This window comes from Sphingopyxis sp. EU05-FHT14B03, from assembly GCF_058790875.1.
Genome location: NZ_JBYTDC010000001.1, coordinates 319876 through 343381 on the forward strand (window position 1 = coordinate 319876; position 23506 = coordinate 343381).

A 23506-nucleotide genomic window follows, 5' to 3' on the forward strand; every position below is an offset into this window, starting at 1 on the left:
CTTAAGTCAATCGATGTTGTGATCCGGCCCCGCGCGGGCGCCGCGGGTCAGTAACGCCCGCGTTTGCGCGCCAGGTCGTACATCGCCGAGCCCGCCAGCAGGAAGGCCCCGCTGCCATAGAATTGCGTTTCGGTCGCCGAGACGCTGTCGGGCCGGTCGCCGACCTGCTGCACCCAGCCGAGCATGCCGTCGGGTTGCACCGCGCGAACGACCGCGTTCCAGCCGCGGATCGCCGCGGGTTCATAGGCTTTGCGATCGAGCAACCCCGTGTCGACGCCCCAGGCAAAGGCGTAAGTGAAAAAGGCCGTGCCGCTGGTTTCGGTCGGCGTGCCGGGGTTGGTGTCGAGCAGCGAGGGCGACCAATAGCCATCGGCCTTTTGCAGGCTCAGCAGCTTTGCCGCCATGTCCTTGAACTGCTTTTCATACGCCGGTCTTTTCGGGTCCTTGCGATCCATCGTTTGCAGCATGCGCACGAGTCCGCCCATCACCCAGCCATTGCCACGGCTCCAGAACAGCTTGCGCCCGGCACTGTCGCGCTGGCCGAAAAAGCGACTGTCGCGAAAATAGAGCTGTTCGGCCGGGTCATAGAGATAGTCGGTGGTCGCCTTAAATTCTTCATGCGCGAAATCGGCATAGCGCGGGTCGCCGGTCGCCCTGCTCATCTTGAGCAGCGTCGGCGGCGCCATGAAAATCGCGTCGCACCAGCACCAGCGGTCGGTGCAGTCCGACGTGCCCTTGCCCGGAGCATGCGGGACGAATTCCAGCCCGATCGTCGGCGGGTTGGCGAGAACATGGTCGAAATAGGCGCGCGCCGGCGCGATCGCCTCCCGCTCCGCGCCATGGCGCGCCGCCCACAACCACGCCTGCCCGATCAACTGGTCGTCGGCGTGAAAGGGCCGGTCGCCGAGCTGCCACGCCTGTTCGCGGCCAAGGTCGAGCAGCGGCTGCGCGTAGCGCCGGTCGCGGTTCGCGAGTTCGGTGAGCGCGACCCAGAAGGTCGCCTGTTCCCAGCCGCGCGGCTCGCGCACGCTTTTGCGCCCGGCGGGGATCTTCGCCCAGTTGGTGCGGTTGGCGAGTTGCCAGTCGGCGACGCGGCGGGTGTCGGCAAGGATCGCCGATGCGCGTGGCATCTGGGGCACGGCCTCGGTTGCGGCGGGGGCAGTCGCGGATTGCGCGGCGCCCGACCCCGGCAATGCCAGCATTCCGAGTGCGACGATGGTCGCGCCGACAAGTCCTATGCTTCGAACCACATCCACCTCCCTTGGGTCACTGCCCGGGCTTTTACCCTTGACACCGGTGACAATATCTTTCCTTTTCCGGGAAACATGTCAATAAGGTTGTCTGACAACTGAGCCATGCGCGGAATCGCGCCAAAGGGGATGGAATGCCGAAGATCGTGTCTGCCCGGGTGATCGTCACCTCTCCGGGCCGCAATTTCGTCACGTTGAAAATCACATGCGACGACAGCACCACCGGCGTCGGCGACGCGACGCTCAACGGGCGCGAGCTGGCGGTGGCGAGCTATCTGGCCGACCATGTCGTCCCCTGCCTGATCGGGCGCGACGCGCAGCAGATCGGCGACATCTGGAATTACCTCTACAAGGGCGCCTATTGGCGGCGCGGTCCGGTGACGATGACCGCGATCGCGGCGGTCGACATGGCGCTGTGGGACATCAAGGGCAAGGTCGCGGGGCTGCCCGTCTATCAGTTGCTCGGCGGCGCGGCGCGCAGCGGCTGCATGGTCTATGGCCATGCCAATGGCACGACGATCGCCGACACGATCGAGGCGGCGCTCGACTACCAGCGCCAGGGGTACAGGGCGATCCGCCTGCAATGCGGGGTGCCGGGCATGGCGTCGACCTATGGCGTCAGCAAGGACCGCTATTTCTACGAACCCGCCGACGCCGACCTGCCGAGCGGCAATATCTGGTCGACCGAGAAGTATCTGCGCGTCGTCCCCGAATTGTTCGCCGCGGCGCGCGAGGCGCTGGGCTGGGACGTCCACCTGCTCCACGACATTCATCACCGGCTGACCCCGATCGAGGCGGCGCGGCTCGGCAAGGATCTCGAGCCTTACCGCCCTTTCTGGATCGAAGATGCGACCCCGGCCGAGGATCAGGAGGCGTTCCGCCTGATCCGCCAGCACACGACGACGCCGCTCGCCGTGGGCGAAATCTTCAACTCGATCTGGGACTGCAAGGCGCTGATCGAGAACCGGCTGATCGACTATATCCGCGCCACCGTGCTCCACGCCGGCGGCATCACCCATATGCGCCAGATCGCCGCGCTCGCCGAGCTGTATCAGGTCCGCACCGGCTGCCACGGCGCCACCGACCTGTCGCCGGTAACGATGGCGGCGGCGCTGCATTTCGGACTGTCGATCCCCAATTTCGGCATCCAGGAATATATGAGGCACACCGATGAGACCGACGCCGTCTTCCCCCACGCCTACAGCCTGACCGACGGGCTGATGCATCCGGGCGAGGCGCCGGGGCTGGGGGTCGATATCGACGAGGCACGTGCCGAGACCCACCCCTATGCCCGCGCCTATCTGCCGGTGAACCGGCTCGAGGACGGGACGATGTGGAGTTGGTGATGCGCAGCGCCCTGCTCGGTCTTTTGCTGCTTGGCGCACCCGTCGCGGCGCAGGACAAGCAGCCCCTGCGGCCCGCGACGGCCGAGGAGCAAAAGGCGCGCGCCGCGGTTTCCATCGCCGATTATCGCTACGATGATTTGCTGTGGGAAAACGACCGCACCGCGTTTCGCATCTATGGCCGCGCGCTCGAAGACCACGAACCACCATCGACGTCGGGTATCGACGCGTGGGGCAAGAGTGTCCGCTGGCCCTTCATGGAACGCCAGCTGCGTACCGGCGAGCAGCACGACAATCATGGCGAAGGGCTCGATTTCTATAATGTCGGTACCGGGCGCGGCGTCGGCGGGCTCGGCATCTGGTACGACAACAAGCTGTGGACCTCGCGCAACTATGTCCGCCCGCATATTTTGAGCGCCGGGCCAACGGTCGCCGACTTCACCGTCGATTACGATCCCTGGCCGGTCGACACACTGCGCACCGTCCGCGAGACGCGGCGCTTCACCCTGCCCGCTGGCACCAACTTCACGAAGCTGACCTCGACGATCGCGTCGAGCAGCGACGCCGAGATTATCGTCGGCATCGGCATTTCGAAGCGCCCGATCACTGGCGGCAAGCTGGGCGAGATTTACAAGGACGACAGGAACGCCAGAATGAACTGGTGGGGACCCGCCGACGGCGAGAAGGGCCACATGGCTGCCGCGGTGATCGTCGACCCCGCCGCCTTCGCCGGCTTTGCCGAGGATGCCGACAATTACCTCATCCTGATCCGCGTCACCCCGGGGCGCCCGTTCGTCTATTACAGCGGCGCGGCTTGGGACGGCGGCGGCGACTTTGCGACGCGCGAAAGCTGGCAGCGCTATGTCACCGCGCAGCGCCCCGATTTCCGCCCCTAGCCAGCCCGGCGGCGCGATGATAACGCTATCGTCCATGAGGGTAACCAAGGCGGCATCGCTGGCCGACGATCTGGTCCAGCGCTTCGAGGAACAGATCGAGACGGGCGAAATGCCTGCCGGATCGCGCTTCCCGACCGAAAAGGCGATCACCGAGGCGTTCGGGGTCAGTCGCACGGTGGTGCGCGAGGCCTATTCGCGCCTCGCCGCGCGCGGACTGCTGGTGTCGCGCCGCGGATCGGGCGCCTATGTCGCCGACGGCGCGCGCTATCGCGCGTTCCAGATCGCCGCCGACGAATTCAGCGAGATCGAGGATGTGCTCCGCCTGCTCGAAATGCGCATGGGGTTCGAGGCCGAAATGGCCGACCTCGCCGCACGCCGCCGCACCGATGCCGACCTTGCGGCGATCCGCGACGCGCTCGACGCGATGGAGAATAGCGAGGACGTCGACGCCTCGGTCGTCGCCGACGCCGCCTTTCACGCCGCGATCGCCGCGGCGACGCGCAACGATTATTTCCTCCGCTTCACCCAGTTTCTCGGCGTGCGCCTGGTCCCCTCGCGCAAACTCTATCTGCAGGGCAGCGACCGGCAACGGCACCAGCAATATGCGCGCACGATCAACCGCGACCATCAGGCGATCTACGACGCGATTCTGGCCGGCGACCCGGCGGCGGCGCGGCGCGCGGCGCGGCGGCACATGGACAAATCGATCGCCCGCTACCGCGCGATGCAGGACGGCCTGCCCGCGGAGTCGGTCGAGGACTGAGCGCACGGTGCTTGCACGCCGACCGCAACATCCTATTGCGGACGCATGACGCAGTTGCAGACCCTTTCCCTGGCGATGCGCCGGCTCGATTTCGCCGGGACCGATGACACCGCGACGCTGCGCGACCTGCCGATCGAGGCGCCGGTGTCGGTCGAGGTTTGCGGCATCGGCTATGCCGTGATGATGGCGACGCCGTCGGACCTGGAGGATTATGCGATTGGCTTCGCGCTCGGCGAAGCATTGGTCGAAACCGCCGCGCAAATCCGCAGCATCGACGTGCATCCGGTCGAGGGCGGCATCGCGCTGCGTATCTGGCTTCCGCCCGAACGGACCGAAAAGGCGCTCGAACGCGCACGCAAGCGGGTGAGCGAAAGCAGCTGCGGGCTGTGCGGGATGGAGAATATCGAACAGGTGCTGCGCCCCTTGCCCGCGTTGGCGGCGCGGATCGCGACCGACCGCGCCGCGATCGCGGCGGCGCTCACGGCCCTGCCCGACCATCAGCCGCTCGGCCGCGCCACCGGCGCCGCGCATGCCGCCGCCTTTTGCAACCCCAACGGCGATATCCTTCGCGTCCGCGAGGATGTCGGGCGGCACAATGCGCTGGACAAATTGATCGGCGCGCTGGCGCGGGACGGCATCGATCCGGGCAGCGGCTTCATCCTGCTGTCGGCCCGCTGCAGCTATGAACTCGTCGAAAAGACGGTGCGTGCCGGTTGCCCGATGCTCGTCACCATCTCGGCGGCGACCAGCCTTGCCGCCGAGCGCGCGATCGCGGCGGGACTGACGCTCGTCACGCTGGCGCGCGCGGATTCGGCGCTGATCGTCGGCGACCCGCACGGGATGATCCGATGAAGACGCTCGGCGCGGTGCTCGCGGGCGGGCGCTCGTCGCGTTTCGGGTCGGACAAGGCGGCCGCGTTGCTCGCGGGGCAGAGCCTGCTCGACCATGCGCTGGCGGCGCTGCGCCCGCATGTCGATGCCGTCGTGGTGGTCGGTCGCGCGATCGAGGGTCAGCCGATGATCGCCGACTGGCCGGCGCCCGACCTCGGGCCGATGGGCGGCATCGCGGGGGCGCTGCGCCATGCCGAGGCCGCCGGCTTCGACCAATTGCTCTGCATCTCGGTCGATTGCGTCCGCCTGCCCGCCGACCTGCGCGCGTTGCTCAACCCCGCACCCGCCTATCTCGCGAGCCAGCCGGTGATTTCCCTCTGGCCGGTGTCGGCACGCGGCGCGTTCGAAAAACAGCTGATCGGGGGCGACGACCGCTCGGTCCGCCGCTTCGGCAACAGCATCGGCGCACGCGCCGTCGCCAGCGATTTTGTCCCGCCGAACATCAACAGTGTCGCCGACCTCGACCGCGAGACAAGCCTATAAGCCCCCGAGCGCGTTCACGGTGAAAGCCAATATCCCCATGTTGAACAAAAACGCCGCCATGCAATGGCCGAGCACAACGCGGCGCATATGCGCGGCGGTGACGCTGACGTCCGAGGTCTGGAAGGTCATGCCGAGGGTGAAGGCGAAATAGAGGAAATCCCAATAATCGGGCTCGTGCGTCCCCGGCACGTCCAGCCCGCCCCGGTCGTGACCCTTCACGCGCAGATAGAAGAGATGCGCATAGTGGAGCGTGAACACCATGTTCGCGAACAGCCACGCGAGCGCCAGCGTCGCGATGATCAGGATGACGTCGCCGCGGCCAAGATCACCGGGCCCGGCGATCAGACCGCCGACGGTGAACAGGATCACCAGCGACAGCAGCGCCGAAATCGCAAGCAGCCCGGCGCGATTAGCGTCGTTGTCCTGCGCGTGCCGGCGCATCGATTCGGGGTCCGCCGACAGCAGCGGCAGGATCGACACCAGAAAAACGACCGCCGCGATGTCGAAACCGACCAGCGCGGCGCTACGCGGATCGAGACCGAAGGCGCTCGCGCCGCCGGCCGCGACCACGAGCACCGCCGCGAAGACCAGAAAGCGCATCGGCGCGATATGCCGACCCGGCGCGAAGGAGCTTGGGCGCGCCATCGGCGACCTAATCCGCCGCCGCCACGATCCGCACCGGGATCGACTTCGCCGCCGGACAGCCGCTGATCTTGTCATAGAAAGCGAGCGGCAACAGCGGGTTGAGTTCGGGATAATAGCCCGCCACCGCCCCGCGCGACATCGGATAGTCGAGCAGGGTCAGCCCCTCGACGCGCCGCGCGACGCCATCGTCGCTGAACGTTTCAAGCGCGACCTTCGCTCCCGCCGCAAAGCCGCGCGCTTCACGATCCTCGGCGTTGACGAAAAGTACCATCCGGTCGCCATACACGCCGCGATAGCGGTCGTTATAGCTGTACACCGTGGTGTTGAACTGGTCGTGCGACCGCACCGTGGCGAGCCGCAGCATCGCCGGATCGACGACAGGGTCGTTAGCGTGCAGCCCTGGCAGGATCAGGAAATTCGCCTTGCCGTTCGGCGTTGCCCACACCCGGCGACGCGGCGGAATGTCGAGGTGGAAGCCCGCGGGGTTTTTGATCCGCTCCGAAAAGCCGTCGTAGATGGCGGGATAGACCGCGGCGATCTTGTCGCGGATCGCGTCATAATCGTCGATATAGCGTGCCCAATCGACCTTGCTGTCGGGCAGCGTCGCCATCGCCATGCGGCAGACGATCTCCGTCTCGGTCAGCAAATGCTCGCTCGCGGGGTCGAGCACCCCGCGCGAGGCGGTGACGTTCGACATCGAATCCTCGATCGTCACGAACTGCTCGCCCTTCGCGGTTTCGATGCGTTCCGAACGCGCGACCACCGGCAGGATCAGCGCATCCTGACCATGCACCAGATGCCCGCGATTGAGCTTGGTCGCGATCCCGACGGTCAGCTTCAGCTTGCGCATCGCTGCATAAGCATGATCGGTGTCGGGGACCGCGCGGACAAAATTGCCGCCCATGCCGATGAAGACCTTGGCGGTTCCGGCCTGCATCGCCGCGACGGATTCGACACTATGATGCCCTTCGGCGCGCGGCGGTTCGAACCCGAACACATCGCGCACCTTGTCGAGATACGCCTGGCTCGGCTTCTCGTCGATGCCGACGGTACGGTCGCCCTGGACGTTCGAATGGCCGCGGATCGGTGAGATGCCCGCACCCGGCTTGCCATAATTGCCCTTCAGCAACAGCAAATTGGCGATCTGCTGCACCAGCCGCGAACCCTCCTGATGCTGGGTGATACCCATGCCGTAACAGATGATCGTCGCCGACGAGCGGATATAGATTTCGGCGCAGCGCCGGATCTGCGCCTCATCGACCCCCGACACCGCGACGATCTCGGCCCAGTCCTGCGCCATGATGTCGTCGTGCAGCGCCTCATACCCTGCGGTATGTTCGGCGATGAACGCGTGATTGAGCACGGCCTCGCCCGCCGCCTCGCGCTCGAAGAGCATTTTCATCATGCCCTTGAGCAGCGCCAGGTCGCCGCCGATCGCGATATGGACGAATTCGCTGCTGATCTCGGTCGAACCGAAGGTCGCCATCTGGACGACATCCTGCGGCTCGGTGAAGCGGATCAACGCGCGTTCGGGCATCGGGTTGACCGCGACGATCGGCACCCCGCGCTTGCGCGCCTCGACCAGCGGGGTCATCATCCGCGGCGCGTTGGTTCCGGCATTGTGTCCGATCAGGAAAATCGCTTCCGCATGCTCGAAATCGTCGAGGATCACCGTGCCCTTCCCTACCCCGATCGAATGCGGTAGCCCGCGGCTCGTCGGCTCGTGGCACATGTTCGAACAGTCGGGGAAATTGTTGGTGCCGAACTCGCGGACAAAGATCGAATAGAGGAAGGCGGTCTCGTTCGCGGTGCGGCCCGAGGTATAAAACTCCGCCTCGTTGGGGTCGCCCAGCGCGCGCAAATGCGTGCCGATCAACGCGAAGGCATCGTCCCAGCTCACCGGCACATAATGGTCGGTCGCGGCGTCATAACGCATCGGCTCGGTCAGCCGCCCCTGCATTTCGAGCCAATAGTCCGACTGCGCCATCAGCTCCGCAACTGTATGCTGCGCAAAAAATTCGCGGGTGACGCGAAACTTCGTCGCCTCATGCGCCAGCGCCTTGGCGCCATTTTCGCAGAATTCGAGTTTCTTGGTGCAACTCGCGTCGGGAAAGGCGCAACTCGGGCATTTGAAGCCGCCCGGCTGGTTCATCGACAGCAGCGCGCGCGAGCCCTTGCCCACCACGCTTTGCTCAAGCAGCACCTTCGCGGTCGCCGCCGCGGCGCCCCAACCACCGGCGGGGCTGTTGTAGTTTTTGTATCTCGGTTTCTCACCGGCCATGATATCGCGTCCCGAACCAATGCTTCTCGCGAGACTAGAGCATTTCGGGCGGCCTGTATCTATCGCGAAAACATCGGCGATCGGTCAGCGCGCGGGAACCAGTTGGACGATATGCACTTCCGGACCCGACCGCTCGCCGAGCCGAGGCTTGACGATCAGGCGGGTCGTGCCGCCCGCCAGCAGCCGGTCGTAACGCGCCAGTTCTTCGCGATAGCCGACCGGATCGGCGCGATAGCGAAGGTGATTGGTGACGACCGCGAAATCGGCACGGCATGATTCCAGCTTCGTCCTGTCGACATGACCGACGTCGACGATCGCCCCGCCGCCGCGCAAGCGGTCGACCTTCGAATAGCGGATCTGTCCCGACAGCAGATCGCCGACATCGACACATCCCGCCGACCCCATCGCGGTGCGCAGTTCGAACGGCGCGGCGAGCAGGTCGAACGCGGCATGTTCGATCAGCACGCTGCTCCCCGGCGGTGCGTGATCGCGCAGCCACGCCGACGCGATCTGGCGGGTGTCGTGCCGCCGCTCGGCCGCCTCGATCCGCGCCTCCCAGACCATGGGAGTCAGCAGGATGAGCAGCGCTACGGGCAACGCTGCAATGCGCAACCGATGGCGTGGCAGGAGATCGACGAGCGCGCACAAGGCGCGCGCGGCGGCGAGCGCCGCGAAGGGCAGTAGCGGCACAACCCAGCGCTCCCAACGCAACGACTGAAAACAGATCATCGCGAAGAACAGCAGGCAGAAGGGCAAGATCACGAAGACCCACAGGCGCCTTTTACCGCTGCCCCAGACGAAGCCGGCGGCGGCGAGCAGCAATCCGCCGACGCCCAGCGACGACAGCAGGGGACCCGCGACATACCAACCGAGATTGGCGAAAAAGCCGCCACCCGTCGCGCCGGGGTGCAACGGCCGCGCTTCGCCCGACAGATTGGCGACCACCGTCGCATGATCGATCAGCAGATAGGGCGACACGGCGAATAAGGTGATGACCGCCGCTGCGACCACCATCGCCAGCCGGCTCCAATGGCGCTCACCGGGCGCTCGATAAGCCCAAGCGCCGAGCGCGGTCATGATGATCGCCGCTGCTGGCCATTTCGTCGCGCACGCCAGCCCGGCGCAGATGCCGGCGAACAGATAGTCGCGCCGCCGGCCCTGCTCGGCGATGCCGACCGCCGCCAGCGCGCCGAGGAGCATGAAGACGCTCGCCTGCACATCGGTGCGGATGATCTGCGAATATTCGATATGCACCGCATTGACCGCGAGGATCGCCGCCGCGACCAACCCGATCCGCGCGCCGCCGAGCCTTTTGCCGAGCCGGAAGGTCAGCCAGACGCACAGCACGCCGCACAGCACGATCATCACCCGGGCGGGCAGGAACAATAGCCCCGGATCGGCATAGGCGGCCGCCGCCAACGCATCGGCGTCGGCGAAACGTCCCGTCGCGATGCCGGTACCGCCGACCGCGGCGATGACCAGCGCCAGCGAATAGAGGGTGATCGTCCCCGGATGGCCGAACCAGCCGGGGTCGAGGCTGTGCTTCTGCAGCATTTCGAGCGCGGTCATCATGAACAGCGGCTCGTCGGGGTCGTTGAGCGCCGGCAGCCCGAAGCCGACGCCGTCGAGCCGCAGCCAAAGCGCGGCGAGCAGGATCGCCCAGAGGGCGAGCATTTCGGCCGACGGACGCCAGCGGGCGGCGATCGTCATCGCGCGCCGTTGTCGCGGAAGGTGACACGATTGTGCCAGAACCAGCTGCCGACGATCACAATGAGCGTGAAGCCGGTCTGCGCGATGATCGGCGGCACGCCGACGACTTCGACAAGGAGCGGCAGCGCCAGCCAGTTGGCGGCATAGTTGGCGAGGTAAAAGCTCGCGAAGGTCCCGAATTCGCGCAGCACATTGCCCCGCGTGCGAAAGACCGCGAGCTTGTAGGTCGTGAAGGCAAAGCACAGACACACCGCCTGCGCGATCCCGAGCGCGATCATATAATGGACCGCGAACAGCGGCACCGACCACAGCAGCAGCGGATAGAAACTGAGACCGAACGCCGTGTTGACGCCGCCGACCATCAGGAAGCGCAGCGGCTTCCCGAGGCGGAGGAAACGCGCGGTCACCACGCGGCTCATCCCTCGTCCATCAACGCGATGCGCATATTCGCTTCCAGCACCTCGCGCGGCAGGAAGGGCGACAAATCCTCGAGCGCCGGTGAGGTGATGCGCCCGTCGGGATGCTGTTTCGCACCGAGCTTGGGGGCGAAGCCGACATGCTCGTCGACCATGATCTCGCAAAAGGCGGGACCATCGGCCGCGAGCGTCGCGGCGATGGCGCCGGCGAGGTCGGCATGGTTTTCGGCGCGCGCATAAGCAAAGCCGAAAGCGCCCGCGACCTTCGAGAAATCTGGGAAGGTCACATGGCTCTTCGGCCCGCCGCCGACTTCCTGCCCGTTGAAGAAATTGCGCTGGGTCTGGAAGATCGAGACATAACCGCTGTTGTTGATCAGGATCACCTTCACCGGCAGCCTATATCCGGCGATCGTCTGCATCTCCTGCAAATTCATCATGATGCTGCCGTCGCCGGCGATTGCGACGACCCGCTGCTTGCCCTTCGTCGCCGCGCACACGCCGATCGCGGCGGGCAAGTCGTACCCCATCGTCGCGCAGCCCGAATTGGTCCACAGCCGCTGCCCCGGATGCAGATGCGCCGCCTGGAAACCGACGACGCAGGCGCTGCCGTTGCCGGTGACGACGATGTCGTCGCCGCCCAGCTGGCCGAACAGTTCGTCCATCGCGACATAGGGATGCACCAGCACCGCATGGTCGCGATATTCGGGCAGCACCGTCGGGAAATGCGCGACGCGCGCGCGCGCCCAGCCGAGCCATTCGCACTGCGCCTCGCTCGGTCCGGCATAGGGCTGCGCGAGCAGCGCCGGGATCAGTTCGGCAAGGTCGGCGGTCACCGGCATGTCGGGAGTGACGGTCGGCTTGGCGAGTTCGACCGGGTCGATATCGACCCAGATCTTGTACGCCCCGCGCGCGAAACTTTTCCAATTGTAGCTGACCTGCCGGATGTTGAGCCGGCTTCCCAGCACGAGCAGCAGGTCGGCGCTCTGCGTCACCATATTGCCGCCGCGGTCGCCGACCGTGCCGGGCTTGCCGCAGTTGAGCGGGTGATCGGTCCACAGCGCGTCGTGCGCGTTCCAGCCGGTGACCACGGGCACGCCGAGCCGCTCGATCAGCGTCAGGAATTGCGCGTGCGCGCCGCTCAGCCGGACCCCGCTGCCCGCGAACACAACGGGGCGTTCGGCCCCGGCGATGCGCTCCAATATCTCGGCCGCAACCGCGTCGAGGTCACCGCGCTTCCACGGTTCGTCGAGTTCGGCGGGGTCGAAGCCGGGCAGCAGATCGTCGGGGTCGATCTTCGCCGCCTGCACGTCGAGCGGGATGTCGAGCCACACCGGCCCCGGGCGGCCGCTGGTCGCGAGATACAGCGCCTTTTCCAGATGATAGAGGATCGAGCGCGGGTCGGTGACCATCGCCGCATATTTGGTGATCGGGCGGACCAGTTCCTCGATATCGAGTTCCTGGTCGCCATATTGGCGCAGCGGCAGCCCGGTGTGGCGCACCGTCGTCTCGGTCTTCACCTGCCCCGAAATCACCAGCATGCCGATCGAATCGACGAAGGCGCCGTAAACGCCGGTGATCGCATTGGTGCCGCCGGGTCCCGAGGTGACATTGACCACCGCGAGCCGGTTGGTGAGGCGATAATAGGCCTCGGCCGCCATCGACAGCGCCTGCTCGTGATGGGTGAAGGTCGTCGTCAGCGCGGGATGCGTGCCGAGCGAATGGTTGAGGTGCATCGCGCCGCCGCCGGTCAGCATGAAGACGTCGGTGATGCCGCGGTCGGCGAGGGTCTGGGCGACCCAGTCGGAAAGCTTGATCTGACTCATTCTATCCATCCATTGAAAATTGCGGTGCGGCGGATTGCCGCGTCGAGGGTGATGGTCGGCGCGACGCCGAGCCGGCTGCGGATCGCCGCGGTCGAGGGGACGTAGCGGCCGGGGTTCCACCCAGCGTCGGCGCGTCCCAGCACCTCGACCCCGGGACCGCCGAGGACGGCGGCGGTGCGCCGCGCGAGGTCGGCGATCGACACCGCCTCCTCCGACCCCATGTTCCATGTCGCGCCGCGCGGCGCGCGCAGCAGCATCAGCCACAGCCAGGCAGTGAGATCGGCGGCATAGAGATAAGAACGTACCGCGGTACCCGCGCTTTCGATGCGGATCGCCCGCCCCGCCATCGCATCGCGGATGAAATTGCCCGCCGCGAAATGGATATCGAGCGACAGCAAGGGACCGAGCAACGCGAAGATACGCGAGGTCACGACGTCGAGCCCGAACTGCTGGCCGTAAATGGCGCAGAGCAGTTCGGCGGCGCGCTTGCCCTCGCCATAGGCCGATTTGGGATCGCGCGGGTCGGGGCCGCCATGCCAATCCTCGGCGACATGGCCGACGTCCCACGGCTGGGCGCCATAGACCGCCCCCGAACTTAGGAAGAGGACCCGCCCCGCTTGCCGCTCGATCGCGAGATCGAGCGCGTTGCGGGTACCGGTGACGATGGTGTCGAACATGCGGCGCGGGTCATTCGCGTTGAGCGCCGCGCTAGCATCGGTCGCGGCGTGGATGACATGGGTGAAGCGGCCCGGCGGCGCGGCGAAATCCATGACGTCGCCGGCAACGAACTCGAATCGGCTGGCCAGATGCGGCGCGCGCGCCGCGAAGGCATCGGGATCGCGGCTGAGGATCACCACTTCGGCATCGCAATCCGAAAAGGCCAGCGCTTCGAGCATCCAGCGCCCTATGAAGCCGGTGCCGCCGGTCATGAAGATGCGCGCGCCCTTGAGCCCAGCCCAGTAAGGCGCCAGCTGGCGGTCGATCGCGGTCAGGTCTTCGGTCAGGATCATGCGACCACCAGCCCCAGCGAAGGGCGTTGGCTGCGATGCGCGCGCACGACGCGCACGATGCTGTCGAGCGACAACGCCCACAGCATGATGACGATCAGCCCCGGCCGGATGAAATGGCCCGCGGTCAATCCGAAGCTCGCGGTCACCGTGCGCTCGCCCAGCCAGCTCGCGCTGGTCACGTCGAGCACCGTCGCCAGCGGCCAGTCGCCGACGAGGCAGAGCAGGTAAGCGCAGACGATCGCGGCGATCGACCCCGCGCCCTTCCATGTCTCCATCAAGACGAGAAACAGCAGGAACAATTGCGTGTAGCCGCCCGGTGACTGGGTCACCAGATAGGCGCCGAGCAGGATCGCCGCGATGCGGTGCGTCGGCAGCGCCCTGGGCTGGAGCCACGCCGCGGCGAGCGCGGCGAGCGCGACCAGCTGACTCGAGCGGATGACGATCGGCACCAGAAACTCGATCGTCTCGATCAGCCGCGACGGCACGAATTGCAGCAGCGGAATATCGAGGGTGCGGAACATCAACAGCGGCGCGTAGCTGGTCGAATAATTGACTTCGTTCCATACCTGACCGCCTTGGAAGACGACCCAGTTGGCGGTGTTCGCCGCCAGTTCCATCGGCGTCCCCGACCCGACGAGCGCGAGGGTGACGAGATAGAGCGCGATCGTCGCGATGCCGGCGACCTCGAGCGTCCGCCAGTCGCGCTTCACCGCATGCGCGAGCATCGGCAGCACCAGATAGGGTTTGAAATTGATCGTCACCGCGGCGGCGAACCAGCGCCACGGCTTCGACGCGGTCACCGGCCCATGCGCGATCATGAAGAAGGCGAAGGCGACGAGGATCAGATTGCCGCGCTCGATCGTGAACAGCATCGGCAGCCCGAGCGCGATCGCGATCGTCCGCATCGGGGCGGTGCGGCGGTCGAGGCGGCGGAAACAGACCCACGCCAGCACCACGTCGATGACATAGAAGGCGTAGATCGTCCCGCGTGCCAGCCAGTCGCAATCGCGCGCGGTAAAGCTGTTGTGCAGGTAACAGCCCGGCAGGCTCGTCGCGTCGAGAAAGACGAACGACAGCGGCGGATAGATGCTGCGCCACACATTGTAGATACCGGGATTGTTCGCCCAATAGGCGGTGTTGAACCAGTCCATGAACGTGTCGTTGGTGTCGAACACGAAGGGCTGGGGCAAATAGCCGAACTCGAGGAAGAAGCGCAGCGTCCAGGCGGCGCTCGCCACCACCGCGAGCGCGAGCAAGGCTTCCGGGACCAGCGGCAGCAAGCGGACGCGCGGCGCGGTCATGGCCGGCGGATGTGGGTGCGGGCCGCGGGCCGCGACCGGTCGGCGGGAAAATTGATCCGCTCCTCCTCGATCACCAGCGGCACGTTGCGGCTGCGTTCGGCGAGCATACGCACCTGCTCGCCGATCAGCCCGAGGAAGAGCAGCAGGATGGCGAACAGCGCAAAGCCGAGCGCCAGGCCGAGCAGCGCCCAGACCGGGCCATCGAGCGCCAGCGCGACCGGCGCGGCGACCAGCAGGCACAGCGCCAATGCGGCGATGTAGACCGAAAGAAACAACGGCAACCGCAACAGCGACTTCGCCGACCCCGCCAGCCCCGACAGCGCGAAGGACGCGAGCGCGACGAAGTCATTCTTGCTCTCGCCCGCCGCGCGGCCGGGCCGGTCGAACGGCTCCAGCTCCAGGCGGAAACCACTTTCTACCACCATGCCGCGAAAAAAGGGCTCGGGTTCGTTCCACGCCGCCAGCGTGTCGATCACAATGCGGTCGAACAGCCCGAAACCGGTCGCGCCCGGGATCACCGGATAGTCGCCGAAACGGCGCAGGAAGCCATAGCCCATATGCCGCGCCGCGCGCAGCATCGGCGACGCGCGTTCGGACCGCCGCTGCCCCAGCACCACCTGTGCGCCCGCGCGCCACCGCGCGACGAACGCGCCGATCATCTCGGGCGGGTCCTGGAAATCGGCGCACATGCCGATCACCGCCCGCCCCTCGGCCTGGTACAGGCCATAGGTCGGCGAGCGCATCTGGCCGTAATCGCGGTTGTTGAAGATCACCCGCACGCGCGGATCGACGGCGCAGATCGCACGCATGATCGCGCGGGTGCCATCGGTCGAGCCATTGTCGATCAGGATGATCTCGTGACTCGCCGCATGCGCCTCGGCCTCGGCGGTCACCGCGGCACAGATCGCCGCGACATTCTCCGCCTCGTTATAGCAGGGAATGACGACCGACAGTTCGGGCGCGGCGTCCGCCGTCATGGCGCGCCGTCCGCCTTGCGCGCCGGAAACAGGCGGATCCCCGTCGCGGGCGCATAGATTTCGGTGAACAGCGCCGCGAGGATGACGAGCGCCAGCAGCGCGACCGCCGCGACATTATATTTGCGGTCGGGATCGAGCCGCGGCGCCTCCAGCACCTGCACGCTCGCCGCGGTCTCACCCGCAAGCGTTTCGACCGCGACCTCTTCGGACGAGCGCGCATAAACCTCGTACAGCGCCTGCGCGAAGCGATAGTCGCGATAGAGGTTCAGATATTCGCCCGACACTTCGCTGAGGCCCGCGACATTGGGCCCCGCGGCACCCGCCGCGGGCTGTGCCGAGCGCGCGATCTGGGCGCGCAGCGATGCGACTTCGGTCTGGACCGCCAGCAGTTCGGGGTTTTCGGGCCCCTGGACCTTTTCCAGCGTCTGCAGCTGGACCTGCTTCGCCTGCAGCCGCGCCTCTAGCCCCGCGCGCAGCGACAGCGCCGCGCCGAGTTCGGCCTGCGGTTCGGCGAGCCGGTTGCGGCGGCGGAAATTATTCAGCGCGGTTTCGGTTTCGACGACGCGGTCGCCGGCTTCCTTGAAACGCTGCATGACGATCGCGCGCTTGCGCTCGACGCGGTCCTTGCCAAGCGCGACGATACGGTCGCCGATCGCGGCGACATAGGCCCGGGTCAGCGTCTCCGCCTCCTCGGCGTCGCGGGTGCGCACCTCGACCTCGACGATGCCTCCGGTCAGCGTGTGGATGTCGACCTTCTGCGCCAGCGCGACATGCGCCCTGGTCGCGCTGGCATAGCCGTCCGGCCCGACGAGCTTGAGCCGCTTGATCACCGCATCGCCGACTTCGCTGCTGCGGCTGACCGCCAGATACATGTCGGTCTGCTGCTTCGCGCCGCCGAACAGCGCGGCGAACCCCTGCAATTGCCCGCCGAGCGCGTTGAGCGTCGAGCCGAGCCCGATGCTGCTGCTGTCCTGCGGCAGCAGCTTGGCGCGTGCGACATAGGGCTGCGGAAAGACCGTCAGCATCGCGAGGATCAGCGCCGCGAGCGCATAGCCGCGACGGCGCCACCGCGCGTCGGCGGCGAAAGCGATCAACCGGCTCATTTCGTGATCGCCGCGACCGACGCCGCGCCGACGAGCCCGCTGAACAGCGTCCCGGTGATGTCGCGCAGCCGCGCCCAGAACTCGCCGCGATTGGCGTCGATCGGGACATAAACGAGGTCGCCGGGCAAGGCCGCGGCGCGCAGCGCGCGCTTGCCGCCCGCCAGCACCGTGCCATTGGCGCGCACGACGAAAATCTCGTCCTTGTCGCCGATATTCTGCACGCCCCCGGCGGATTTGACGAAATCCTCGACGCTCGCGCCCGGACGGTAAGCGAAGGACGCCGGGCTCGGCACCGCGCCGAACACCCCGACCGTCACCGACCGCGCGGGGACATGGACGATATCGTTATTCTCGAGGATCAAATCGCCGGGCAGCGCCGCGGCGTCTACGGCCAAGTCGAACACCAACCGCCCGTCGGGCTCGCGGCGCCGCAGCTGGTCGACGATGCTGTTGATCAGCGCGATATTGCCAGGCTGCGCGAGCTGGGCGCGGTTGACCGAGGTCACCGGCTGTGCCGCGAGCAGCAATTCGACGTCGCTGATCGCGCGGTCATAGCTCAGCCGTTGCTGATGCTTGACGCTCTCGCGCGTGATGACGCTGGCATAGGGGAAGGCCTCGCCGGTCAGCCCGCCCGCCTGCGCGACGACATCGGCCATGCGGGTACCGGGCTGGACATAATAATGACCCGGCCGCGCCACCTCGCCGCTCAGCGTGACCAGCACCGGCTGCTGGCGCAGCGGGCGGGCGATGCCGATGTTCGACAGGATGCGGATCACGTCGCCGCGCCGCGCCTTGCTGCTCGCGGCGTCGGCGGCGGACAATTCGCGCCAGCCGCTCGCATCAGGGCTCAGCGCGTTGAGCACCATCAGCCGCCCGTCGTCGGCGACGGTGTTGACCCCGCCGGCATAGACGATCGCGTCGGTCAGCGTCTCATCGGGCGCGAGTTCGAAGATCGCCTCGCGGTTGATGCTGCCGATCACCGCGACCTCGGCGCCCGCCGGCGCAACATAAAGAACGTCACCATTCTGCAGCACCGCGTCACCGCGCGTGTCGCCCTTGAGCAGCAGGTCGTAGAGATCGAAGTCGGAGATCAGCTGGCCGCCGCGGCGCAGCTGGATCGACCGGAAGCTGCCCCCCGTCGCGGGTCCGCCCGCGGCGAGCACGACGTTGACAAGCGTCGACAGGCTGCTCGCCGAATAGGAGCCGGGACGCGCGGCAAAGCCGGTGACATAGACGGTGATGCCCTTGAGCTTGGCGACCCCGACCTCGAGGTGGAAACCGCGATACTGGCGCGACACCTCGCGCTCGATCACGCCATGGACGTCGCCATAACGCACCCCGCCGACGCGGATCGCGCCGACGCGCGGCACAAAGATGCGGCCTTCGCTGTCGATGACGAGGCGCAGGCCCGATGCCTGCACCGATCCGGTGAGGCCGATCAGCAATTCGTCGCCGGGGTTGAGCCGGTAGTCGGGCGGAATCGCGGTGGTCGACGGCGCGGTGAAATCGCGCGCGCCGGGGATCAACAGGTCCGACCCGAAACGGCGCAGCGGCTTGCCGGCGACCGAGGACACCCAGGTTTCGAACTCGCTCGCGACCGGCGGCGCCTTGCCGACCGGGCGGCGGCCGCCCTCGTCGGGCGCTTCGGGCGCGAGCGCCGGCGCAGGCGCCTCGATCACCGCGGGCGCGATCGGCGGCAGCTCGACCACCGGCACCGCGACCTGTTCGGCGGCGCCGCGGCTCGCGGCATTGTCGCCCGGCGCGCCGACCGGCGACGCGAGTTGCGCCGACGCGGGCGCCAGCCCGAACAACGATAGCGCCAACGACGCCGTCGCCAGCCGCTTCCACCCATGGCTCATCGCGATATGTCTTTCATGTCCACCAGCCCGGCTTCGGCGCCGAGCAATATCTCGGCCGCGGCCTGCCACAGGTCGGGCGTCGCCGCGGCCAGCATCCCCTGCCCCGTTCCGCCGACCCGATACGGCCGCCCGTCCCAATGCGTCGCCTTGCCGCCCGCCTCGGTCAGGAACAGAGCGCCAGCGGCGTGGTCCCACGGCAGGATGCGCTGGAACAGCGCGACATCGTCCTGCCCCAGCACCAGCCGCGGATAGCTTTCGGCGGCACAGCGCGGCACCGGCTGCACGTCGAGGCCGTTCGCGGCGGCGGCATGCACCCGCTCGCGGCGGTCGGGCGGCAGGAAATGCGTTCCCAGCGCCGCGCGCGGCACCCTGCGTGTCGCGGACCGCGCCCGCACCGGCTGGCCATCGCAGGTCGCGCCCTTGCCGCGCTCGGCATGGCACAGGCGCCCGGCGAGCGGGTCGAGGATCCACGCCGCCAGCGGCGCGCCATCCTCGACCAGCGCCACCATCATGCCGAAAGGCGCACGCCCTTCGGCGAAATTGGCGGTGCCGTCGAGCGGGTCGATCAGCCAGACCAGCCCCCGATCGACGCCCTCCAGCAAGTCCGGGTCCGCCTCGGCCGCCTCCTCGCCGACGATCCGCGCGCCAAGCCCGAGCGCCGCGAGACCGTCGTGGAGTCGCCGTTCGCTTTCGCGATCGACGATCGTGACGATCTCGCCGGGGCTTTTCTCGTCGATCTCCTCGGGTGCGAGCAGGCGGAATCGTGGTATCACCACGTCCGCCGCGACATCGCGCATCAGGGTCGAGACTTGGTCGCGCAGCGGCATCGGACTCAGGCGGCGACGCTGGCGAGATGCGCGCGCTTGGCGACCGCGCTGCGCTCTTCCATCATGCGGATGCGCGGCAGGTCCTCGGCGGCGATCGCGCCATAATAGTCGCGCTTGTTCTGCAGCCAGGCGAGTTCGAACGCGACCGCATTGGCGACCCCGGCGTCGAAGCTGGCGCTCTCGACCGCCGCGCCGTCGAACACGATCTTTCGCGTCTCGAAGCGGTCGAGCCGAACCGCGCGGACTTCGCGCAGCGCCTCGGCCGCCTCGACCGCGACCGAACCGCCTACGACGAGTTCGAGGTCATGCTCTGCGCAGGCATGCGCCACGCGCAGCACCGCATCGGTGATCGCGCGCTCGTTGATCGCAGCGCGCGGCATCCCGCGCGACAGGGTGAAATCGACGCGGCCGAAAACGATCCCGTCGAGTTCGCTCGCCAGCGGCAGCATCGCGTCGAGATTGCCGAGGGTGGTTTCGGTTTCGAGGTTGAACAACATATGCGTGTCGCCGCGCTCGGCGCCATAGACCTTGGCCGCGGCATCGACGAATTTCGAGAGCGCGTAGGGCGTCTCGACCATCGGCGCGATGATATAGTCGGCGCCATAAAGCTTCGAAGCGTGGAGGTCGGTAACCGCCTCGCAGCCGCCGATCTTGAGCGCGAATTTCAGGTCGGCGCGCCAGGTCAGTTCGAGCAGGCGCAGCAGTTCGTCCGAGCGCGTGCCCTCGGCTTCGAACTCGGCCTTGACCGCGACCACGCCATAGTGGTCGCGACCCTTTTTGAGCATGTCGAGCATGCGTTTTTCGGTGGAATTCATTTTCCGTCTCCCTTCGGTGCAAAGGCTGGTGACACAGCCGAAGACGAAGGAAGGCGGTGCATTCCGTAAGGATTTCAGCACAAAAATATTTCTGCTGGCCGATCCAAGGCTAGGCACGTGTCGTTCCGTCATTACAGGAAATGCCTGTGCCCCCGGCTCTTCGTCCAACCCTCGCCTTGTGGCTGCTTTGCGCCGCGGGAAGCGCGACAGCAGCCGAACAGGCGGTGCTTCCGTCGGGCGACAGCACCGCGGTGCGCGAACGCATGACCGGCTGGTCCGCGCCGCCGCCCGCGCCCGTCCTCGCACCGCCGCAACAGCAGCGCGCACCGTCCGCCCCCGCCCGTCTGCCCCGCCTGTCCTCGGGTTTCGGCACCCGCGTCGATCCGATCGACGGCAGCCACCGCGCCCACCGGGGCCTTGATATGCCCGGTCGCGCCGGGACGCCGATCCTTGCCGCGGCGCCGGGAACGATCGCCTTCGCGGGCCGCGCCGGGGGTTATGGCCAGATGATCGAGATCGACCATGGCGGCGGTCTCAAGACACGTTATGCGCATCTGTCGCAGATCCTGGTGCGGCCGGGCGAAACGGTATCGCGCGAACAGGCGATCGCGCTGATGGGATCGACCGGCCGCTCGACCGGCAATCATCTGCATTTCGAAGTCCGGATGAACGGCCGCCCGACCGATCCGCTCGGCTGGTTCGGCAGCGCCCCCGCGCCGCGCGCCGCGATGCCCGATGTGCCGGTCGCGCCCCCCGCGCCGCATATCTCCGACTTCGCGCACCGCCGCGCGCCGGCCGAAGCGCGCTAGACGATGGAAGCGGGCGACACCGCCAACGATCTGCAGCGGGTGCTGCTCGGCGAACGACCCCGGCTGGTCCGCTTCCTCGCCGCGCGCGGCGCCGGGGACGAGGCCGAGGATCTGTTTCACGACCTGTGGCAGAAGGTCGCCGTGCTGCCCGACCGCGCCGTCGACGACCCGCTGTCCTACCTGTTCCGCGCCGCCGAAAATCTGATGCGCGACATGCGCCGCGCTGCGATCAGCCGCGACCGGCGCCAGTCCGAATGGCACGGCCTGTCCGACGCGCCGCACGACCGGCCGGCGGGCGAGCGGGCGCTGATCGCGCGCGAGCAGCTGACGGCGATCGAGGCCACGCTCGCCGCGCTCGGCCCGCGCGCCGAACGCATTTTCCGCCGTTATCGGCTTGACGGCGCCGGACAGGCCGATATCGCCGCCGAATGGGGGATCAGCCTGAGTTCGGTCGAAAAGGACCTGCAAAAGGCCTATCGGGCGATTGCGGAATTGAAGGCGCGCTTCGATGCGGAATAGGTCACCCGGCTTCGTCATGGGGTAAAATCCCGTCGAAACAGGGAAGTGGGGAATGCCGACGCATCCATCCGAGCTGAACGAGATCGCCCGCCGCTGGGCGATCCGCGTCGGCGACCCCGCCTTCGGCGATTGGGAGGCGCTGACCGCGTGGCTGGAAGCCGATCCCGCGCACCTCGCCGCCTATGACGCCGCAGTCGACAGCGAAACATGGGCCAGCGCAGCGCTGACCGACAAAAAATCCGCGCCGAAAGAATGAGCGAGCCGAGCGCCCCCGCCCTGCTGAAGGATATTCTGGGCCGCCCGGCGCTGGCGACCATCGCCGATGCCGGCGTCGCCGCTTCGCCGCGCTTCGATCGCCAGGCGTTTCTCGCCGCCGCCTCGGACGGCCTCGACGCGCTGTCGATCATGGAACGGGTCCGCCATATCGCCGACGCGCTCGCCATCGCCCTGCCCGCCGACTATCCGGCCGCGCTGCCGATCGTCCGCGCGATGGCGCCGCGCCTGACCCACGGCTTCCAGGCGGTCGCGGTCACCGAATATGTCGCGCGCCACGGCCTCGACGATTTCGAGGCGTCGATGGCGGCGCTCGCCGATCTCACCCGCCATGGCACCGCCGAATTCGCGATCCGGCCCTTCCTCGCGCAGGACGCGCCGCGCACCCTCTCGGTCATGCTCGGCTGGACGGCCAGCACCGACGAGCATGCCCGCCGCCTCGCCAGCGAAGGCTGCCGCCCGCGCCTGCCCTGGGCGGCACGCGTTCCGGCGTTGAAGGCGGACCCGACGTTGGGCGCCCCGATTCTCGAAGCGCTCAAGGCCGACCCCGCGCTCTATGTGCGCAAATCGGTCGCCAACCATCTCAACGACATCGCCAAGGACCGCCCGGACTGGCTGCTCGATCGCCTCGGCGGCTGGTCGCAGGACGAGGCCGCCACAAAGTGGATCGTCCGCCACGCGCTGCGCACGCTGATCAAGGCGGGCGAGCCGCGCGCGCTGGCGCTGATCGGGGTCGGCCATGGCGCAGCGGTCACGGTGCGGCGCTTTGCCATCGAACCGGCGACCATCCGCCTCGGCGACCAGATAGCCATCGCGGCCACGCTTACATCCGATGCGACCGACGCGCAGTCACTCGTCGTCGACTATCGCATCCACTATGCCCGCGCCGGCGGCAAGACCGCGGCGAAGGTGTTCAAATGGAAGAGCCTCGACCTCGCCGCCGGCGAAACCGCGGCGCTGGCGATCCGCCAGACGATCCGCGATTTCAGCACGCGGCGCCATCATCCGGGCCGCCACGCGGTCGACCTGATCGTCAACGGCCGGACTATGGCGACGAGCGCGTTCGAGATCGAAGGACGTCGGGACCGTCCCGACCCTGCCTGATCGATATGGGAAGATTTGGTAGCGGAGGAGGGATTCACACGAAAAACATAAGATACTGATTTATAACAACGTTCTTGATCGTCGTGCCGATAATTCCGCTCAATCCACCCCCAATTTTACCCCTTCGCGACAGGCCGTGCCGAAATATCGACAGGCCGACATGCGCGATCCCTGCTACGCCCGAGAACGCGGCTGTTTACAGTGTGATCGCAGAAAGGACCGCAGACTATCGACAAACACCACGGTTGCACGGCCGACCTTGGCTGCCTCGATGTCGCCGGAAGCGATGAGCTGGTAGATCTTGGATTTGCTGAGCCCCGTCATCCGTACTGCGTCGGGAATGCGAACGCTTATCGGCCCAATCGGGGGCGCGTCGTCGCCATTCGTTGCAGGCTGCCGGGCCGACATC

The 23506-nt window shown here is 67.2% G+C and carries 23 protein-coding genes; 9 read left to right on the forward strand and 14 right to left on the reverse strand.

Translation table 11 applies throughout. The features are described 5' to 3' along the window. Window positions 1-47: 47 nt before the first annotated feature. Entirely contained in the window at window positions 48-1250 is a 1203-nt protein-coding gene (locus AC3WS4_RS01645) for a glycoside hydrolase family 88/105 protein (protein WP_492740102.1), read from the reverse strand. A 134-nt stretch (window positions 1251-1384) separates the two neighbouring features. Here AC3WS4_RS01645 and manD point away from each other — a divergent pair, with 134 nt between their 5' ends. From manD to AC3WS4_RS01670, 5 genes are read left to right on the forward strand one after another with little or no spacing between them, the layout of a single operon-like run. Further along, window positions 1385-2596: a D-mannonate dehydratase ManD gene (gene manD / locus AC3WS4_RS01650; RefSeq protein WP_492740101.1), complete on the forward strand. Its 1212-nt coding sequence runs from the start codon at window positions 1385-1387 to the stop codon at window positions 2594-2596. Next, the gene (locus AC3WS4_RS01655) at window positions 2596-3489 is read left to right on the forward strand and encodes a DUF4861 family protein (protein ID WP_492740100.1); all 894 of its coding nucleotides are present in this window, start codon (window positions 2596-2598) and stop codon (window positions 3487-3489) included. The genes manD and AC3WS4_RS01655 overlap by 1 nt, the downstream gene beginning before the upstream one ends. A 34-nt stretch (window positions 3490-3523) precedes the next feature. Next, window positions 3524-4252 (forward strand): FadR/GntR family transcriptional regulator, encoded by a 729-nt coding sequence (locus AC3WS4_RS01660; RefSeq protein WP_492740098.1) that lies wholly within the window; start codon window positions 3524-3526, stop codon window positions 4250-4252. 45 nt (window positions 4253-4297) lie between these two features. After that, window positions 4298-5104, forward strand: a complete 807-nt coding sequence (gene fdhD, locus AC3WS4_RS01665; protein ID WP_492740097.1) for a formate dehydrogenase accessory sulfurtransferase FdhD — start codon at window positions 4298-4300, stop codon at window positions 5102-5104. Further along, the gene (locus AC3WS4_RS01670) at window positions 5101-5625 is read left to right on the forward strand and encodes a molybdenum cofactor guanylyltransferase (RefSeq protein WP_492740096.1); all 525 of its coding nucleotides are present in this window, start codon (window positions 5101-5103) and stop codon (window positions 5623-5625) included. Before fdhD ends, AC3WS4_RS01670 begins: the two co-directional genes overlap by 4 nt. Here AC3WS4_RS01670 and AC3WS4_RS01675 read toward each other — a convergent pair. The 12 genes from AC3WS4_RS01675 to AC3WS4_RS01730 all read right to left on the reverse strand — a co-directional run bounded on the left by AC3WS4_RS01675 (window position 5620) and on the right by AC3WS4_RS01730 (window position 20392). Continuing rightward, window positions 5620-6270: a DUF1345 domain-containing protein gene (locus tag AC3WS4_RS01675; protein ID WP_492740095.1), complete on the reverse strand. Its 651-nt coding sequence runs from the start codon at window positions 6268-6270 to the stop codon at window positions 5620-5622. The genes AC3WS4_RS01670 and AC3WS4_RS01675 overlap by 6 nt on opposite strands. Window positions 6271-6277: 7 nt before the next feature. Next, the gene (locus AC3WS4_RS01680; protein WP_492740093.1) at window positions 6278-8551 is read right to left on the reverse strand and encodes an FdhF/YdeP family oxidoreductase; all 2274 of its coding nucleotides are present in this window, start codon (window positions 8549-8551) and stop codon (window positions 6278-6280) included. Between the two features lie 84 nt (window positions 8552-8635). Continuing rightward, on the reverse strand, window positions 8636-10261 hold the full coding sequence (locus AC3WS4_RS01685) for an ArnT family glycosyltransferase (RefSeq protein ID WP_492740092.1): 1626 nt from the start codon (window positions 10259-10261) through the stop codon (window positions 8636-8638). Further along, window positions 10258-10680, reverse strand: coding sequence for a GtrA family protein (locus tag AC3WS4_RS01690; RefSeq protein WP_492740091.1), 423 nt, complete (start codon window positions 10678-10680; stop codon window positions 10258-10260). Before AC3WS4_RS01690 ends, AC3WS4_RS01685 begins: the two co-directional genes overlap by 4 nt. Next, complete coding sequence (locus AC3WS4_RS01695; RefSeq protein ID WP_492740090.1) at window positions 10677-12500, reverse strand: thiamine pyrophosphate-binding protein; 1824 nt, start codon at window positions 12498-12500, stop codon at window positions 10677-10679. The genes AC3WS4_RS01690 and AC3WS4_RS01695 overlap by 4 nt, the downstream gene beginning before the upstream one ends. After that, the gene (locus tag AC3WS4_RS01700; RefSeq protein WP_492740089.1) at window positions 12497-13510 is read right to left on the reverse strand and encodes an NAD-dependent epimerase/dehydratase family protein; all 1014 of its coding nucleotides are present in this window, start codon (window positions 13508-13510) and stop codon (window positions 12497-12499) included. Before AC3WS4_RS01700 ends, AC3WS4_RS01695 begins: the two co-directional genes overlap by 4 nt. Further along, window positions 13507-14811: a hypothetical protein gene (locus AC3WS4_RS01705; RefSeq protein ID WP_492740088.1), complete on the reverse strand. Its 1305-nt coding sequence runs from the start codon at window positions 14809-14811 to the stop codon at window positions 13507-13509. Before AC3WS4_RS01705 ends, AC3WS4_RS01700 begins: the two co-directional genes overlap by 4 nt. Beyond that, a complete protein-coding gene (locus tag AC3WS4_RS01710; protein ID WP_492740087.1) occupies window positions 14808-15788 on the reverse strand; it encodes a glycosyltransferase family 2 protein in 981 nt (326 codons plus the stop codon). Before AC3WS4_RS01710 ends, AC3WS4_RS01705 begins: the two co-directional genes overlap by 4 nt. Beyond that, on the reverse strand, window positions 15785-16891 hold the full coding sequence (locus AC3WS4_RS01715) for a capsule biosynthesis protein (protein WP_492740086.1): 1107 nt from the start codon (window positions 16889-16891) through the stop codon (window positions 15785-15787). Before AC3WS4_RS01715 ends, AC3WS4_RS01710 begins: the two co-directional genes overlap by 4 nt. Continuing rightward, the gene (locus AC3WS4_RS01720; protein ID WP_492740085.1) at window positions 16888-18750 is read right to left on the reverse strand and encodes an SLBB domain-containing protein; all 1863 of its coding nucleotides are present in this window, start codon (window positions 18748-18750) and stop codon (window positions 16888-16890) included. Before AC3WS4_RS01720 ends, AC3WS4_RS01715 begins: the two co-directional genes overlap by 4 nt. Beyond that, window positions 18747-19577, reverse strand: coding sequence for an inositol monophosphatase family protein (locus AC3WS4_RS01725; RefSeq protein ID WP_492740084.1), 831 nt, complete (start codon window positions 19575-19577; stop codon window positions 18747-18749). The genes AC3WS4_RS01720 and AC3WS4_RS01725 overlap by 4 nt, the downstream gene beginning before the upstream one ends. 5 nt (window positions 19578-19582) lie before the next feature. After that, window positions 19583-20392: an aldolase/citrate lyase family protein gene (locus AC3WS4_RS01730; RefSeq protein WP_492740083.1), complete on the reverse strand. Its 810-nt coding sequence runs from the start codon at window positions 20390-20392 to the stop codon at window positions 19583-19585. 176 nt (window positions 20393-20568) lie between these two features. On the opposite strand from AC3WS4_RS01730, the gene AC3WS4_RS01735 reads away from it, so the two are divergent. Genes AC3WS4_RS01735 through AC3WS4_RS01750 form a run of 4 tightly spaced genes read left to right on the forward strand, consistent with a single transcriptional unit; the run spans window position 20569 to window position 23097 of the window. Further along, entirely contained in the window at window positions 20569-21201 is a 633-nt protein-coding gene (locus AC3WS4_RS01735) for a M23 family metallopeptidase (RefSeq protein ID WP_492742591.1), read from the forward strand. Between the two features lie 3 nt (window positions 21202-21204). After that, window positions 21205-21720: a sigma-70 family RNA polymerase sigma factor gene (locus AC3WS4_RS01740; RefSeq protein ID WP_187142347.1), complete on the forward strand. Its 516-nt coding sequence runs from the start codon at window positions 21205-21207 to the stop codon at window positions 21718-21720. Window positions 21721-21772: 52 nt separating this feature from the next. Next, complete coding sequence (locus AC3WS4_RS01745; protein WP_492740080.1) at window positions 21773-21976, forward strand: hypothetical protein; 204 nt, start codon at window positions 21773-21775, stop codon at window positions 21974-21976. Beyond that, window positions 21973-23097 carry a DNA alkylation repair protein gene (locus tag AC3WS4_RS01750; RefSeq protein WP_492740079.1) on the forward strand — a complete coding sequence of 375 codons (1125 nt, stop codon included), beginning with the start codon at window positions 21973-21975 and terminating at the stop codon, window positions 23095-23097. The genes AC3WS4_RS01745 and AC3WS4_RS01750 overlap by 4 nt, the downstream gene beginning before the upstream one ends. A 174-nt stretch (window positions 23098-23271) precedes the next feature. Here AC3WS4_RS01750 and AC3WS4_RS01755 read toward each other — a convergent pair whose 3' ends face one another. Next, window positions 23272-23505, reverse strand: a complete 234-nt coding sequence (locus AC3WS4_RS01755) for a helix-turn-helix domain-containing protein (protein WP_051035681.1) — start codon at window positions 23503-23505, stop codon at window positions 23272-23274. Between the last annotated feature and the right edge of the window lies 1 nt (window position 23506).

Coding starts and splice junctions, on each gene's coding strand:
- AC3WS4_RS01655 (WP_492740100.1), top strand. CDS start 2,596: ATGCGCAGCGCCCTGCTCGGTCTTTTGCTGCTTGGCGCACCCGTCGCG.
- AC3WS4_RS01675 (WP_492740095.1), bottom strand. CDS start 6,270: ATGGCGCGCCCAAGCTCCTTCGCGCCGGGTCGGCATATCGCGCCGATG.
- AC3WS4_RS01670 (WP_492740096.1), top strand. CDS start 5,101: ATGAAGACGCTCGGCGCGGTGCTCGCGGGCGGGCGCTCGTCGCGTTTC.
- AC3WS4_RS01740 (WP_187142347.1), top strand. CDS start 21,205: ATGGAAGCGGGCGACACCGCCAACGATCTGCAGCGGGTGCTGCTCGGC.
- AC3WS4_RS01700 (WP_492740089.1), bottom strand. CDS start 13,510: ATGATCCTGACCGAAGACCTGACCGCGATCGACCGCCAGCTGGCGCCT.
- AC3WS4_RS01745 (WP_492740080.1), top strand. CDS start 21,773: ATGCCGACGCATCCATCCGAGCTGAACGAGATCGCCCGCCGCTGGGCG.
- AC3WS4_RS01720 (WP_492740085.1), bottom strand. CDS start 18,750: ATGAGCCATGGGTGGAAGCGGCTGGCGACGGCGTCGTTGGCGCTATCG.
- manD (WP_492740101.1), top strand. CDS start 1,385: ATGCCGAAGATCGTGTCTGCCCGGGTGATCGTCACCTCTCCGGGCCGC.
- AC3WS4_RS01660 (WP_492740098.1), top strand. CDS start 3,524: ATGAGGGTAACCAAGGCGGCATCGCTGGCCGACGATCTGGTCCAGCGC.
- fdhD (WP_492740097.1), top strand. CDS start 4,298: ATGACGCAGTTGCAGACCCTTTCCCTGGCGATGCGCCGGCTCGATTTC.
- AC3WS4_RS01680 (WP_492740093.1), bottom strand. CDS start 8,551: ATGGCCGGTGAGAAACCGAGATACAAAAACTACAACAGCCCCGCCGGT.
- AC3WS4_RS01730 (WP_492740083.1), bottom strand. CDS start 20,392: ATGAATTCCACCGAAAAACGCATGCTCGACATGCTCAAAAAGGGTCGC.
- AC3WS4_RS01695 (WP_492740090.1), bottom strand. CDS start 12,500: ATGAGTCAGATCAAGCTTTCCGACTGGGTCGCCCAGACCCTCGCCGAC.
- AC3WS4_RS01685 (WP_492740092.1), bottom strand. CDS start 10,261: ATGACGATCGCCGCCCGCTGGCGTCCGTCGGCCGAAATGCTCGCCCTC.
- AC3WS4_RS01705 (WP_492740088.1), bottom strand. CDS start 14,811: ATGACCGCGCCGCGCGTCCGCTTGCTGCCGCTGGTCCCGGAAGCCTTG.
- AC3WS4_RS01725 (WP_492740084.1), bottom strand. CDS start 19,577: ATGCCGCTGCGCGACCAAGTCTCGACCCTGATGCGCGATGTCGCGGCG.
- AC3WS4_RS01750 (WP_492740079.1), top strand. CDS start 21,973: ATGAGCGAGCCGAGCGCCCCCGCCCTGCTGAAGGATATTCTGGGCCGC.
- AC3WS4_RS01690 (WP_492740091.1), bottom strand. CDS start 10,680: ATGAGCCGCGTGGTGACCGCGCGTTTCCTCCGCCTCGGGAAGCCGCTG.
- AC3WS4_RS01715 (WP_492740086.1), bottom strand. CDS start 16,891: ATGAGCCGGTTGATCGCTTTCGCCGCCGACGCGCGGTGGCGCCGTCGC.
- AC3WS4_RS01755 (WP_051035681.1), bottom strand. CDS start 23,505: ATGTCGGCCCGGCAGCCTGCAACGAATGGCGACGACGCGCCCCCGATT.
- AC3WS4_RS01710 (WP_492740087.1), bottom strand. CDS start 15,788: ATGACGGCGGACGCCGCGCCCGAACTGTCGGTCGTCATTCCCTGCTAT.